Annotated in this window: 14 protein-coding genes; 7 read left to right on the top strand and 7 right to left on the bottom strand. The window is 36.7% G+C overall.

The features are described from left to right. The first annotated feature begins 4 nt into the window (after positions 1-4). The 5 genes from ACPF9A_RS07085 (at position 5) to ACPF9A_RS07105 (ending at position 4,945) form a co-directional block, all read left to right on the top strand. Positions 5-1,117 (top strand): D-TA family PLP-dependent enzyme, encoded by a 1,113-nt coding sequence (locus tag ACPF9A_RS07085; protein ID WP_424002972.1) that lies wholly within the window; start codon positions 5-7, stop codon positions 1,115-1,117. A gap of 2 nt (positions 1,118-1,119) precedes the next feature. Then, on the top strand, positions 1,120-2,187 hold the full coding sequence (locus ACPF9A_RS07090; protein WP_424002974.1) for a dipeptidase: 1,068 nt from the start codon (positions 1,120-1,122) through the stop codon (positions 2,185-2,187). A 104-nt stretch (positions 2,188-2,291) separates the two neighbouring features. After that, positions 2,292-2,939, top strand: coding sequence for a hypothetical protein (locus ACPF9A_RS07095; protein WP_424002976.1), 648 nt, complete (start codon positions 2,292-2,294; stop codon positions 2,937-2,939). A gap of 81 nt (positions 2,940-3,020) precedes the next feature. Beyond that, on the top strand, positions 3,021-3,905 hold the full coding sequence (locus ACPF9A_RS07100; RefSeq protein WP_424002978.1) for a carbon-nitrogen hydrolase: 885 nt from the start codon (positions 3,021-3,023) through the stop codon (positions 3,903-3,905). A gap of 5 nt (positions 3,906-3,910) precedes the next feature. After that, on the top strand, positions 3,911-4,945 hold the full coding sequence (locus ACPF9A_RS07105) for an agmatine deiminase family protein (RefSeq protein WP_424002980.1): 1,035 nt from the start codon (positions 3,911-3,913) through the stop codon (positions 4,943-4,945). 16 nt (positions 4,946-4,961) lie between these two features. On the opposite strand, the gene ACPF9A_RS07110 is transcribed toward ACPF9A_RS07105, so the two are convergent. Next, complete coding sequence (locus tag ACPF9A_RS07110; protein WP_424002982.1) at positions 4,962-7,142, bottom strand: acylase; 2,181 nt, start codon at positions 7,140-7,142, stop codon at positions 4,962-4,964. 47 nt (positions 7,143-7,189) lie between these two features. Beyond that, entirely contained in the window at positions 7,190-8,236 is a 1,047-nt protein-coding gene (locus tag ACPF9A_RS07115; RefSeq protein WP_424002984.1) for a TPM domain-containing protein, read from the bottom strand. 154 nt (positions 8,237-8,390) lie between these two features. Between ACPF9A_RS07115 and ACPF9A_RS07120 the strand changes: the two genes are divergently transcribed. Next, complete coding sequence (locus ACPF9A_RS07120) at positions 8,391-8,708, top strand: GIY-YIG nuclease family protein (protein ID WP_424002986.1); 318 nt, start codon at positions 8,391-8,393, stop codon at positions 8,706-8,708. A 69-nt stretch (positions 8,709-8,777) separates the two neighbouring features. Continuing rightward, positions 8,778-10,514, top strand: a complete 1,737-nt coding sequence (locus ACPF9A_RS07125) for an ABC transporter ATP-binding protein (protein ID WP_424002988.1) — start codon at positions 8,778-8,780, stop codon at positions 10,512-10,514. Between the two features lie 215 nt (positions 10,515-10,729). On the opposite strand, the gene ACPF9A_RS07130 is transcribed toward ACPF9A_RS07125, so the two are convergent. The 5 genes from ACPF9A_RS07130 to ACPF9A_RS07150 all read right to left on the bottom strand — a co-directional run bounded on the left by ACPF9A_RS07130 (position 10,730) and on the right by ACPF9A_RS07150 (position 14,006). Beyond that, complete coding sequence (locus ACPF9A_RS07130) at positions 10,730-11,062, bottom strand: ferredoxin (protein ID WP_424002990.1); 333 nt, start codon at positions 11,060-11,062, stop codon at positions 10,730-10,732. Between the two features lie 36 nt (positions 11,063-11,098). Beyond that, positions 11,099-11,446, bottom strand: a complete 348-nt coding sequence (locus ACPF9A_RS07135) for a four helix bundle protein (protein ID WP_027065920.1) — start codon at positions 11,444-11,446, stop codon at positions 11,099-11,101. Between the two features lie 41 nt (positions 11,447-11,487). Then, the gene (locus ACPF9A_RS07140) at positions 11,488-12,546 is read right to left on the bottom strand and encodes an NAD(P)/FAD-dependent oxidoreductase (protein ID WP_424002992.1); all 1,059 of its coding nucleotides are present in this window, start codon (positions 12,544-12,546) and stop codon (positions 11,488-11,490) included. A 72-nt stretch (positions 12,547-12,618) separates the two neighbouring features. Beyond that, positions 12,619-12,861, bottom strand: coding sequence for a NifU family protein (locus tag ACPF9A_RS07145; protein ID WP_424002994.1), 243 nt, complete (start codon positions 12,859-12,861; stop codon positions 12,619-12,621). A gap of 2 nt (positions 12,862-12,863) precedes the next feature. Next, positions 12,864-14,006, bottom strand: a complete 1,143-nt coding sequence (locus ACPF9A_RS07150; RefSeq protein WP_424002996.1) for a P-loop NTPase — start codon at positions 14,004-14,006, stop codon at positions 12,864-12,866. Positions 14,007-14,059 lie beyond the last annotated feature (53 nt).

Below are 14,059 nucleotides of genomic sequence, written 5' to 3' on the forward strand. Positions count from 1 at the left end.
TCATATGCAAAAAGATAATTGGTATTCTTTAGACCATCCCGAGGGAGTGATATCTCCTTCTTTATTGGTGTATCCAGATAGAATTCAGCATAACATAGACTTGATGATTTCTATGACAGGTGATGCAAATCGACTACGTCCACATGTAAAAACCTATAAAAACGCTAATATCATCAACATGCTTATGGAACGCGGAATTCAAAAATTCAAATGCGCCACTATTGCTGAAGCTGAACTACTTGGTGACTGCGATGCTGATGATGTATTATTGGCTATGCAACCCGTTGGTGCGAATGCACAGCGTTTTGTTGAATTGATTAAAAAATACCCGAATACCAAGTTCTCGACCATTGTTGATAACTCTAAAACCCTTACTATTCTTAATGAAATAGCTGCATCCAACGCTATTAAAATTCCGCTTTGGGTAGATATTAATAATGGCATGAACAGAACAGGAATAATACCCGACAAAGATGCTCTAGAATTGTATACCCAATTACATGAAAATGAAAATTTAATTGCTGAGGGTCTACATGTATACGACGGTCATTTACGTAATTCAGATCCCGCAATACGAGAGCAAGAATGTAATACAGCTTTCGAAGCGGTTATCGATTTAAAGAAAAGTATTGAAGATAAAAATATACCCAGCCCAAAAATAGTGGTTGGCGGTTCGCCAACGTTTCCTTTTCACTGCAAACGCAAAGATGTAGATGCCAGCCCTGGCACTACCCTTCTTTGGGATTCTGGTTATGGAAACCAATTTCCAGAAATGAACTTCTTACCAGCTGCAGTATTATTCATCAGAATTGTAAGCAAACCAACAACCGGTATTCTATGTTTTGATCTAGGTCATAAATCGGTTGCACCTGAAATGCCTTTTCCGCGAATTGAATTTTTAGACTTAAAACATAGTAAACAAATAAGTCAGTCAGAAGAACATTTGGTAGTAGAGTATGATGACTTAACTATACCGGAGGTTGGTGATGTTCATTATGCAATACCAAAGCACATATGCCCAACTGTGGCGAAGTACGATACCCTAACTGTTATAAAAGATAATACCGTTATAGATTACTGGCCAGTAACTGCCAGAACTCAAAAATCTACTATTTAAGTATGTTTATATTTGATGCCCACTTAGACCTTTCTATGAATGCCATGGACTGGAATCGCGACCTTACTTGGTCTATTGAAGAAATTAGAAAAAGTGAACAAGGTTTAACCGACAAGCCTGGTCGTGGTAACAATACCGTTTCTTTAGAAGCTATGAGAAAAGGGAATATCGGTCTCTGTATGGCGACGCAAATTGCTCGTTATGTACATAAAGACAATACACTGCCAGGATGGAAATCGCCCCAACAAGCTTGGGCACATACTCAAGGCCAACTAGCATGGTACAAAAGCATGGAAGAGGCTGGTGAAATGGTTCAGGTCACCAACAAAACCGAACTCGATGCCCATTTAGCCCTTTGGAAAACGGACGAAGAAAAAAAGCCTATTGGCTACTTACTTAGTCTTGAAGGTGCAGATTCTATCGTAGACATCTCATACCTTCAGAAAGCTTATGATTCTGGCTTAAGAGCTGTTGGTCCGGCGCATTATGGTCCAGGTACTTATGCGCACGGAACAAATTCAGTAGGCGGAATCGGAACCAAAGGAAGAGAACTATTAAAAGAAATTCAACGACTGGGAATTATTCTAGATGTTACTCATTTATGCGACCTAAGTTTTTGGGAAACTATGGTAAATTATGACGGACCACTTTGGGCTAGTCACAATAACTGTAGGTCTTTAGTAAATCATCACAGGCAATTTACCGATGAGCAATTGAAAGAAATCATAGGTAGAAAAGGGGTTATCGGTGTTGTCTTAGATGCTTGGATGATGACACCAACGTGGGAAAGAGGTATTTCTACTCCGCAATCTGCAAACGTAAGTCTACAGCAGATACTAGATAATATCGACCATATTTGTCAATTAGCTGGTAATGCTGATCATGTTGGTATTGGCTCTGACCTTGATGGCGGATTCGGAACAGAACAAGGTCCCGCTGACGTCGATACTATTGAAGATTTACAGAAAATAACGGGCATGCTCAAAGACAGAGGATATGCCGAAACGGATATTGAAAAAATAATGAATGGAAATTTCATTCACTTTTTAAGACAAAATTTACAATCTTAAACCATCGTTCATCGAATACTTAAGGCATCGACCTTTTTTTAACGAAGCCTTAAGTACCCATGGCAGGGTATTTGTTATCTTTATTTCATCATATTTAAGATTCGATGAGAAAGCTTTATTTTCTTTTTATTGCATTGTTCTCCTTTTCTGCGGCTCAGGTTTCTGCTCAAACAGATTTACCTACTTCAAAACCGTTGAAAATTGATAAGGTAAACCCTATTAATTCTAGTGGCACTCCAAATAAAGGTTCTGTTTTGAACATGCCCAATTTAATTAAAGAACAGCCAAGTGTTGATATGCGAGAACCTAATCCTGTAAAAATGTTACGCGATGAAGAATTGGTACAAGCGGGTACGGGTATGAAAATAGATCCACGAATTGGACCCGGTGAGCGATTAGGTGGTTCCGGGCAGTATTTTGCTGATCAATATTTAGGTGATGTAAAAAGTAGCGGAAAGTTTATTGGCATTGTTTGCAGAGACCATGAATATGTTGATGGGGATCGTGTAAAAATTTATATGAATGATATGGTTGTTGAACAAAACCTTCTGTTAACAGGAGCATTCAAAGGTATAAATGTTGACTTGCAAGATGGTTTTAATCGTTTAGATTTCGAAGCACTTAACCATGGATCTTCGGCACCAAATACCGCACAGTTCGATGTTTACAATGACAAAGGCGAATTAATCTACTCTAACAAATGGCTTTTATCTGCAGGTTCTAAAGCAACGTTAATCGTTACGAAAGAGTAAGAATTCACATTTCTAAAATTTAATCCACTGCCGACAAGATATTTAATTTAATATCTTTGTTTTTAATTATATCATTTTTTAATGGGTCAGAAATATAAAGTTGCCGTTATTCAGTTAAACCTGAATAATACCGCAGACGAGAATAGAAAAAAATGCTTGGAATGGATTAGAAAAGCTGCTAACCAAGGTGCAGAAGTTATCAGTCTTCCAGAGCTTTATAGCAGCCATTACTTTTGTCAAAGTGAAGATGTAGCGAATTTTTCTATGGCCGAACCGTTAGGCGATATTTCTTTTACGGCTTTCAGCGAATTAGCAAAAGAATTAGGCGTAGCCCTTATAATTCCTTTCTTTGAAAAAAGAATGTCCGGTATTTATCATAATAGTGCTTACATTATAGATACAGATGGTACAAAAGCAGGTCTATACCGTAAAATGCACATACCCGATGACCCACATTTTTATGAAAAATTCTATTTTACTCCCGGTGATTTAGGTTTTCAATCTATAAAAACTAAAAAAGGCAATATAGGTACCCTAATTTGTTGGGATCAATGGTATCCTGAAGCTGCAAGACTTACAGCTATGAAAGGCGCAGAAATTTTATTCTACCCAACAGCTATTGGATGGCATCCGGCAGAAAAAGAGCAATATGGCGATAACCAATATGGCGCATGGATGAATGTAATGAAAGGTCATGCCGTTGCCAACGGAATTTATGTTGCTGCCGCGAACAGAATTGGATTAGAAAAATATCTACCAGGAACCGATGGATTAGAGTTCTGGGGAAAATCTTTTATCTGCGGACCTCAAGGTGAAATACTTGCATTAGCCTCTCATGATAAAGAAGAAATTTTAATCGCAGAAGTTGATTTAGACTTACAGGAAAATGTACGTCAAAATTGGCCTTTTTTCAGAGATAGACGTATTGATGCTTTTGGCGATATAACAAAACGTGCATTAGATTAAAGTTTATGAATAATAGAAGATTTCCGGCAGAATGGGAAAAGCAAAAAGGTATACTATTATGTTTTCCCCACAATGGAAATGATTGGCCTGGAAAATACGAAGCTATTCGCTGGGCTTTTGTAGAGTTCATTAAAAAAGTTTCGCTTTACGAGACCGTTTACTTGGTTGTTGCCAATGAGAAACTTAAAACTTCGGTTACAGAGCTTTTAGAAATGGCCACTGTAGACATAAATAAAATCTCTTTTATCATTCATAAAACCAACAGAAGTTGGATGCGAGATTCCGGACCTATCATTGTAAAAAATAACGGGAAATCTGAGGCTTTAAATTTTAATTTTAATGGTTGGGCCAAATACAATAACTGGCAGTTAGACAAGCACGTGCCAAATAAGGTCGCAAATCATTTAGATATACCAGTAAGTCAAGCAACCTTCAATGGTAAGAAAATAATTTTAGAAGGTGGCGCACTTGAAGTAAATGGCAAAGGCACTTTGATTACCACAGAAGAATGTCTTTTACACCCGTCTATTCAGGTTCGTAATTCAGCATTTAAACGGGAAGATTACGAAGCGGTTTTCAAAGAATATTTTGGGGTAACCAATACCATTTGGTTAGGTAACGGTATAACTGGCGATGACACACACGGGCATATAGATGACCTTTGTAGATTTGTAAATGAACATACCGTAGTTACCGTTGTTGAAGAAGACAAAAAACATAGAAATTACCAACCGTTACAAGATAATTTGAAACGCTTAAAAGCCGCAACCTTAGAAAATGGTAAACCATTAAAAGTTGTTGAGTTACCAATGCCAAAACCAATTATATTTGAAGAGCTAGAACTGCCTGCCAGTTATGCTAACTTTTTAATTATAAATAAAGCGGTCTTAGTACCTACTTTTAATGATGCCAATGATAGAATTGCATTAAATATATTAGCAGATTGTTTTACTGACCGAGAAGTAATCGGGATTAACTGTATAGACTTAATTTGGGGCTTTGGAACACTTCATTGTTTAAGTCAGCAGATTCCATCTTAAATGCTACAATAAATACCTATTTTCTTTTCCCAGGTCTATAGGTCTCTTGTGCTCTTTTTAAAACATCTTCGCGATAAAAAGGAACTTCTTTCCAATTTACATTTTTATAGCGAACAATTTGATCGTCGAAATGGTGTGAAGAAGGATCACCGCTTTGCCCACCAGCCAATATACTTTTAGCTTTCACCTTTTCACCAAATTCTACAACAGCTACAAAACTATTACCCCTTGTACCATATAATTTTTTCGCACCGTCTGTTGTATAACGCGCACCATAGGCAGCCAAAGCTCCCCACCTTCCTGAAGCAAAACCAATAGGGATACTAGGTTTTGTATCATCGAATTGTTGAACGATATCTCCTGTAATTCTTTGATATCTATTAACCTCTCCCCACGGTATTTTCCATGTTACAAAATCAGCCGTTAGCTGGTCAATTACTTCTTCGAATATTTTTAAAGATTCTTCTGTATGGGTACCAAAATAGGTCATGCGCTCCATATCACTCATATTATCAGGATGCTTGGCGCTACTACCCATTGCTGTTCCATAAAAATGTGCCAATGTCATGGCAACTTGGTTTTCACCCGTAGTGTAATCCCAATTTTCAAGAATCTCAATAGGCTCCCTTAATTTCGGATTCTTATCATCATGAGAATTATACTCTTTCACCAAGCCAGGAATCAATGCTTTAAATGCTGGCAAATATGGGTCGTGGGCTAATTGAATTAAACTATCTACAGTATATCCTTTTCTATCCGTTAATAATTCAATTGCATGTACACCCCTGAAATTTTCTTGGTCTTTTGACATGTAATATGGGTAGTCTTCTTTCTTAGGACTGAATTCTAAAGCTGATGTATACGGAGTAGAATTACAGTTTTGGATCCACCCATTTTCTGGATTTAGCACTAAAATATTCTCATCGACTGAATGTAAGCCTTGCCAGTCTGTTTTAGGGTTACTACCATCTACCGGTAGTTCATAATTAAATTGAACATCTCTTTTAGGAACAAAATTTCCGTGGAAATAAGCAATATTGCCCTCTGCATCTGCATACACCGTATTGTTGCTGGAATTTGTTCGGATATCCATCATATCACGAAAACCTTTATAGCCACTTTGTTTGGAGCGAACAAATGATTGTTCTAATGCTTTTACCGGTTCCCACAACATGGCAGATGCTGTCCATTGTCCATCGACAACGTGGGTAATTGGTCCGTGGTGCGTTCTATATGCCGGATATTTTTTCTCTTTCAACTTTTTACCATCAAGGTATTTCAACACTATTTCAGATGATTGTACCGGTCGCAATTCTTCTCCGTATTGATAGAATAAATTATCATCGTTCTTAACAATGGTTTCTTTAAATTCATCCATTACATCGGTATAGGTAGATGTATGCATCCATCCGGTTTTTTCATTGAATCCTTGGTAAACAAAAAACTGACCCCATGTTACCGCACCATAGGCATTTAATCCTTCCTCTGAAACCACATGAACTTCTCCCCTAAAATAAAATGAGGTATGCGGATTTATCAATAACAACGGATTGCCAGATTGAGTCAATTTCCCAGAAATAGCTATACCATTTGAGCCTTGTGGTTCTTCTACTTCTTTTTCTTTTTTCAACTTTATCGCCTCCATTTCTGGTAAAGCCATATTGCTATCATAAAAAGCAGCTATCTTTTTTGTAGAAATACGCTCAATATCTCCGCCAATAGACCCTTCGCTGAAGTACATTGGCATCCACGGTTCAAAATGGGTCAATAATCTTGGTTTTACTTTTGGGTGCGTGTATAAATAGTAATTAACCCCATCGGCAAAGGCATCACATAATTCTTTTAACCAAGCGGGACTTTTTTCATAATTAGCTTTCGCCTCTTCTTCGCTCATAAACAATTTTGCACGCAAATCGCTATATAAAGCTTCTTCGCCATCTACTTCTGCCAACCTACCTGTTGCCCATATATAGTTCTGCTCAACGCGATTGAAATCATCCTCGCATTGTGCATATAATAAGCCAAAAACCGCATCGGCATCTGTTTTACCATAAATATGAGGCACCCCAAAATCATCTCTTATTATTTCTACATTAGCAGCCTGCGCTTCCCATTTTTGTATTTCACCTGTCTCTTGCTTTTCTGTCTTACACGATAAAACCAAGATAAATGCCAACAAATAAATAATTCTGTTCATAGCTACTATTTTAATCAATTCTTGAGATGTATAAATGTACTTGATTTTTACCAACTACCGCTCGATCCTCCACCGCCAGAACTTCCTCCGCCACCGGAAAATGAACTTGAACTACCACCTGAAGAGCTACTGCCCGAACTAAAAGAATGTGTACCTGAAGAGGAGAATGTTTTTCTATAGTAGGACTTGTCATTTTTGATCCAAGAAATGCTCAAATCTTCTTTACCTGCTAGTTTTAATTTTATAAAAGCAATGATTGCAGCAATACCAAAAAATGGAAGCAATAACCATAACAACAATTTTGGATTGTCTACAATTTCCACCATCATAGTTTGACTGGACGTAAGTATACTAAAAGCAACAGCTATTGGTACAAGCATAAAAACCAAACCGAATAACGATGATAATGAACCTTCAATCAACATAAACAACCCTGGTAATACCCCTAGCTTACCTATTAACATTCCACGAAAAACCTCAATGATATTTTTGTAACTTCTATAAAAGAAAAACCCGCCTACCGTTAAAAATATAAGTAGAAAGAAGCCAATAAAAATGTACATTATTAGCTGATCGTTACTTTCTTCGTCTTCAATCTCTTTTTTAAACTCATCTAATGCCTCTGGGTTTTTTAGAAATTCTATGAGCTGATTACTAGCCTCGTTAATGCCCGTAAAATACGCCTCCTCTTTAAAATTAGGAATCATCGTATTGTGAATAATTCTTGATGCAACGGCATCTGTTATGTACGGTTCTAAACCAGAACCTACCTCTATTCTTACTTCCCTATCTAATTTTGAAAATAAAATCAATAGCCCATTATCTTTACCCTCTTGACCGATTCCGTTTTGGTTGAACAGACCATTGGCATAAGTTTCAATGGTATCATACCCTAATTCTTCTATCGTTACTACCACTAACTGATTTGTAGTATTCTTTTCAAACTCAACTAATCGCTGGTTTAGTTCTAACACTTCACTAGAAGTAAAAATACCAGCACTATCGGTTACGTAGTCTCGCAAAGTATAGTATTGTTCTTGCGCATTGGCATAAACTGTAACTAAGAGAAAAAGGAAAATGGTTTTTTTGAGCATTGGTTGGTAATCTTAATACTCAAATATAAAAACCTTTATTGATTCAACTAGCCATTATCAAAACCTATTCTAGATTCGGTAAAACTTTAGAATTGAAGTACCTTGCAGATTATTGTCTGGTCGAGCGCAGTCGAGACCTCGTTTTGTGATATTGATGAAATTTTATTATGTATATATCTTGAAATGTTCTGATGGGTTAACCTATACAGCTATAACAAATGATATTTCAAGACGATTAGAAGAACACCAAAAAGGTTTGAATAAAAGTAGTTTCACATTTAAGCGTAGACCCGTTGAACTAATTTTTTACCAAGAATTTAATGATGTTAAACAGACAATATATTTTGAAAAGAAAATCAAAAAATGGAGTGCAAAAAAGAAATATGCTTTTGCTAATGTTAATGTTGATTTGATTCAAATATTAGCTGAATGCAGAAATGCATCACATTCAGATTTTAAACCAGAGAAATAATAGGTCTCGACTGCGCTCGACCAGACAGCATACGTTAAAATCATCGTCAGAAACAAACAAAAAATACCTATGGCAGAAAAAAAAGTAACAGTACTTTCCGCATTTAAAACAATTATTTGGCCAAGGCGAAAGCTTGTAGTTATTGGCTTGCTTTTAATTGTCATCAGTAAAGCGGCAAGTTTTGTAGCACCATTATCCCTTAAATATTTAATGGATGATATAATACCGAACAAAAACGTTGAACTTTTAAAAATTCTTGTACTTGCTGTTGGTTCGGCAATTTTAGTACAATCGGTCACCTCATTTTTACTAACTAAAATTTTGAGTGTTCAGGCGCAATATTTAATCTCTGAACTTAGGGCACAGGTACAGAAAAAAGTTCTTTCATTACCTATCAGTTTCTTTGACAACACAAAATCGGGCGCATTGGTATCTCGAATTATGAGTGATGTTGAAGGGGTTCGTAATTTAATCGGCACAGGTTTGGTGCAATTGGTAGGTGGTACTATTACTGCCGTTGTATCTTTAATTTTACTTCTTCGTATAAGCTGGACAATGACCATTTTCACACTAGTTCCTTTAGCTATTTTTGCTTTAATCGCCTTGAAAGCTTTTAAGGTAATACGACCTATATTTAGAAATAGAGGTAAAATTAATGCCGAAGTTACCGGTAGACTAACCGAAACCTTAGGTGGTGTTCGTGTAATAAAAGGATTTAATGCCGAAGCGCAGGAAAACAAAATCTTCGAAGAAGGGGTTGATCGTTTATTTCAAAATGTGAAGAAAAGTTTAACTGCCACCGCATTTATGACCAGCTCATCTACTTTTTTGTTGGGATTGGCAACTACAGGTATTATGGGAATTGGCGGTTATAAAATTATGATGGACGAATTGACCATTGGTGATTTCTTGACCTTTACTTTTTTATTAGGATTGATGGTTGCCCCTATCGTTCAGATGAGCAATATTGGAAGCCAATTAACCGAAGCTTTGGCAGGTTTAGACCGTACCGAAGAATTGATGAACATGGTGCCTGAATCTGACGAGGAAAACCGCACAGAGGTTCTCAAAAATTTTGAAGGTAATATCATTTTTAATGATGTATCATTTGCTTACGAAGAGGACAAAGAAGTGCTTCATAATATAAGTTTTGAAGCAAAATCTGGTGAGGTTATCGCTTTAGTCGGTAGTTCTGGATCTGGTAAGAGTACTATTGCCGGGTTGGCGGCTACATTTTTGAATCCGCAATCGGGAAATATTACCGTTGATGGTGAAGATATTGCCAAAGTAAACTTAAGTAGTTTTAGAAAGCACTTGGGCGTTGTTCTACAGGATGAATTTCTTTTTGAAGGTACCATTCGCCAAAACATTCTTTTCCCTAGACCTAATGCGACCGAAGAAGAATTAACGGCAGCTGTTAATGCCGCTTATGTTAATGAATTTACAGACCGTTTTGAAGTTGGTTTAGAAACTTTAATCGGGGAACGCGGAGTAAAATTATCTGGTGGTCAACGTCAACGTATTGCTATCGCACGTGCGGTTTTAGCAAACCCTAGAATTTTAATTTTAGATGAAGCTACCTCTAATCTTGATACTGAAAGCGAAGCCCTAATTCAAAAGAGTTTGGCTGAATTGACCAAAGGAAGAACCACTTTCGTTATCGCACACCGCTTAAGCACCATTAGAAAAGCGAATCAGATTTTAGTTATCGAAAACGGACGTATTGCCGAACAAGGTACTCATGAAGAACTAATTCTTAAAGAAGGTAGATACCATAACTTGTTTACGTATCAGGCTAGGATATAACTTTAGGAGTTAGGAGTTAGGAGTTAGGAGTTAGGAGTTAGGAGTTAGGCAAAATAAAATTCAAGTTCAAGTTCAAAAATGGCTGTTGGCTGTTGGCTGTTGGAAAATAAAAATTTATTTTCCAACTACAAGGCTATCACGAGCTTTTAAAATCAATTCAACAGATTGCTTCGTCAAGCTCGATTGCATCTCGTTTTCTCGCAATATCGAAAGTTTTATAATTCTTCGGGAGCAAGCTCTACTTCTAGTCCGTCCATATCTTCGGTGATATGTAATTGGCATCCTAAACGTGAATTATCTTTTACATTAAATGCCTCTGATAACATGGCTTCTTCATCATCACCCATTTCTGGAAGTTCTGTATCTGACAACACATAACATTGACAGGAAGCACACATAGCCATTCCACCACAAATACCTATAGTACCTTCTGGTGCTAATTCGTAAGAACGAACCACTTCCATAAGATTCATATTCATATCGGTCGGAGCGACTATTTCGTGTAACACTCCTTCGCGGTCTGTTATTTTTATTTTGATATCGGTCATTTATAGGATTTAGTAGTTAGGGTTTAGTGAACTAGTTTATTTCATAGATTGAATTAGTCCGTAAAGCATTCTAGAAATTTCATTAGACTTATCAATTAATTCAACTGTTCTCTCTTTTGGTAAATATTTTAATCTTTCAGACAAATACAACATAGACCTTACCTCGCTATTTGAACTTGTTGCAAAGTATAAAAACCTGATAAAATCAGGATTAGTTTTTCGGTCAAAACCTTCAGCAATATTATTGGATATTGAAACTGAGGCTCTAGAGATTTGGTCCTTAAAAGAATAATCTTTCAAGTTTATAAAATCTTTATAAACTAAAACAGCTAAATCTTGTGATTTTTGCCAAACTAATAAATCTTCAAATCTTTTTACAGCCATATTTACTAGCTCCTAAATCCTTTGCCCTAAAACCTTATAATTTATTCAATCGCTTTCACTACGGCTTTCGGCGCTTCCTTTTTAGTACCGTCAAAACCACTTACACCACCTACGGTAGTATATTTCATGACGTACTTTTTATCTGGATGAATTTTTTGAAAGGCACTTTGACACATTAATGTTGCTTCATGAAAACCACAAAGAATTAATTTCAATTTGCCAGGGTATGTATTTACATCTCCAATCGCGTATATTCCAGGTATGTTTGTTTGATAATCGAAGGTATCAACCTTAATAGCATTCTTTTCTATATCCAACCCCCAGTCTCCAATCGGACCGAGTTTTGGTGAGAGTCCGAATAAAGGGATAAAATCATCTACCTCTAAAACTAGTTCTTCGTTATCATCAGAAATTTTTCTGATTAAAACAGATTCTAATTTATCACTACCATTAAGACCAATAATCTCTGCAGGGGTAATTAAATTAATTTTGCCTTGGTTCTTTAATTCTTGAACCTTCTCTACAGAATCTAAAGCTCCTCTAAATTCATTTCTTCTATGTACCAAGGTTACTTGCGATGCTACATCTGCCAAGAAAATACTCCAGTCTAGGGCAGAATCACCGCCACCAGCTATAATTACTTTTTTATCACGATATACTTCAGGATCTTTAATCATGAAAGCAACACCGTTGTCTTCGAATTTCGACAAATTATCTAACAAAGGTTTTCTAGGCTCAAAGCTTCCTAAACCACCAGCAATAGCGACTATCGGCGCATGATGCTCAGTACCTTTATTTGTGGTTACTACAAAAGTACCATCGTCTAATTTTTTGATTGTCTCTGCTCGCTCGCCTAAAGTGAAACCAGGTTGAAAAGATTTTATTTGTTCCATTAAATTATCGACCAAATCACCTGCCAATACTTCTGGAAAACCAGGAATATCATAAATAGGTTTTTTAGGATAAATTTCAGAACATTGTCCGCCTGCCTGTGGCAAGGCATCTATTAAATGGCATTTTAGTTTTAGGAGTCCTGCTTCAAAAACGGCAAAAAGACCCGTAGGTCCCGCGCCAATTATCAATATATCGGTCTTAATCATTACTTCAATTCTATGTAATATCCTTCAAAATTATCAATCTATCCTATTATAAATTATGATAATTATCAGGCATTAAACTGCTACATTTATTACTTCTTGAATTTGCGGGGCGTACTTTTTAATGGTCATTTCAACGCCACTTTTTAGTGTCATTTGATTCACACTACAACCAACACAAGCACCTTCTAATCTTACTTTAACAGAAGATTCATCATCAATAGAAATCAATGTTATATCACCACCATCACTTTGTAAAAAAGGTCTGATTTCTTCTAATGCTTTTTCAACATTTAATTTTAGTTCTGCTGATGTCATACTTATTTTTTATTAACAGGCGAGCAACCCGCCATTGTTGTAATCTTTATGGCTTCTGTAGGTGGCAGAGTTTTATTTCTAGCAACAACCTCACTCACTATTTTTTTCGTCAATTCTTCAAACGCTTTTTCTACAGGCGTTGATGTCTGTAATGCTGCAGGTCTACCTGCATCACCAGCTTCACGTATACTTTGTACCAAAGGCATTTCACCAAGGAAAGGTACATTTAAATCTTCTGCTAGATGTTTAGCACCTTCTTTACCAAAAATATAATACTTATTGTCTGGCAACTCTGCAGGCGTAAAGTAGGCCATATTTTCTACAATTCCCAAAACAGGTACGTTTATAGAATCTTGTTGAAACATTGCCACACCTTTTCTTGCATCGGCAAGTGCAACTTCTTGTGGTGTACTTACAACAACTGCACCTGTTATTGGTAAGGCTTGCATAATACTTAAGTGTATATCGCCCGTACCTGGTGGTAAATCGATCAACATAAAGTCTAAATCGCCCCAATGAGCATCAAAAATCATTTGGTTCAATGCTTTAGAAGCCATTGGTCCTCTCCATATTACCGCTTGGTCTCTTTGCGTAAAAAAACCAATCGATAATAGTTTAACTCCATAACTTTCTACCGGCTTCATTTTAGATTTGCCATCTATAGTTACCGCAAGTGGTTTATCGTTCGCAACATCGAACATTATAGGCATTGATGGCCCGTAGATATCGGCATCTAATAAACCTACTTTAAAGCCCATTTTCGCTAAAGTAACTGCTAAGTTGGCCGTTACGGTAGATTTACCTACCCCACCTTTACCGGAAGCTACTGCTATAATATTAGAAATGCCCGGTATCGCTTTACCTTTTATTTCGTTCACTTTCGGTTTTGCTGCAGGAGCGTTGACCTTAATGTTTATTTTAATTTTGGCTTTTTCGTAAACTTCCCTGTGTATGATCTTTAAAATCTCTACCTCGGTCTTTTTACGTGCTTGTAAGCTTGGGTTTGCAATAGTAATATCAACTTCTACCTCATCGCCAAAAATCTGAATATTGGTGACAGCACCACTTTCTACCATGTTTTGACCTTCACCCGGAACGGTAATATGTTCCAACGCCTTTAAAACATCCTTCTTATCTATCTTCATTCTATAAATTCATTCTAAACCTGCTTGTTGGCAAGCTGGTTACAAAGATAATC

Origin of the sequence: Maribacter sp. IgM3_T14_3 (genome assembly GCF_049603095.1) — a bacterium.
GTDB lineage: Bacteria > Bacteroidota > Bacteroidia > Flavobacteriales > Flavobacteriaceae > Maribacter.

Excerpts from the sequence above, each read along its gene's own strand:
- ACPF9A_RS07110 (WP_424002982.1), bottom strand. The coding sequence starts at position 7,142 with ATGAACAGAATTATTTATTTGTTGGCATTTATCTTGGTTTTATCGTGT.
- ACPF9A_RS07115 (WP_424002984.1), bottom strand. The coding sequence starts at position 8,236 with ATGCTCAAAAAAACCATTTTCCTTTTTCTCTTAGTTACAGTTTATGCC.
- ACPF9A_RS07150 (WP_424002996.1), bottom strand. The coding sequence starts at position 14,006 with ATGAAGATAGATAAGAAGGATGTTTTAAAGGCGTTGGAACATATTACC.
- ACPF9A_RS07135 (WP_027065920.1), bottom strand. The coding sequence starts at position 11,446 with ATGGCTGTAAAAAGATTTGAAGATTTATTAGTTTGGCAAAAATCACAA.
- ACPF9A_RS07095 (WP_424002976.1), top strand. The coding sequence starts at position 2,292 with ATGAGAAAGCTTTATTTTCTTTTTATTGCATTGTTCTCCTTTTCTGCG.
- ACPF9A_RS07145 (WP_424002994.1), bottom strand. The coding sequence starts at position 12,861 with ATGACATCAGCAGAACTAAAATTAAATGTTGAAAAAGCATTAGAAGAA.
- ACPF9A_RS07090 (WP_424002974.1), top strand. The coding sequence starts at position 1,120 with ATGTTTATATTTGATGCCCACTTAGACCTTTCTATGAATGCCATGGAC.
- ACPF9A_RS07120 (WP_424002986.1), top strand. The coding sequence starts at position 8,391 with ATGAAATTTTATTATGTATATATCTTGAAATGTTCTGATGGGTTAACC.
- ACPF9A_RS07130 (WP_424002990.1), bottom strand. The coding sequence starts at position 11,062 with ATGACCGATATCAAAATAAAAATAACAGACCGCGAAGGAGTGTTACAC.
- ACPF9A_RS07140 (WP_424002992.1), bottom strand. The coding sequence starts at position 12,546 with ATGATTAAGACCGATATATTGATAATTGGCGCGGGACCTACGGGTCTT.
- ACPF9A_RS07125 (WP_424002988.1), top strand. The coding sequence starts at position 8,778 with ATGGCAGAAAAAAAAGTAACAGTACTTTCCGCATTTAAAACAATTATT.
- ACPF9A_RS07100 (WP_424002978.1), top strand. The coding sequence starts at position 3,021 with ATGGGTCAGAAATATAAAGTTGCCGTTATTCAGTTAAACCTGAATAAT.
- ACPF9A_RS07085 (WP_424002972.1), top strand. The coding sequence starts at position 5 with ATGCAAAAAGATAATTGGTATTCTTTAGACCATCCCGAGGGAGTGATA.
- ACPF9A_RS07105 (WP_424002980.1), top strand. The coding sequence starts at position 3,911 with ATGAATAATAGAAGATTTCCGGCAGAATGGGAAAAGCAAAAAGGTATA.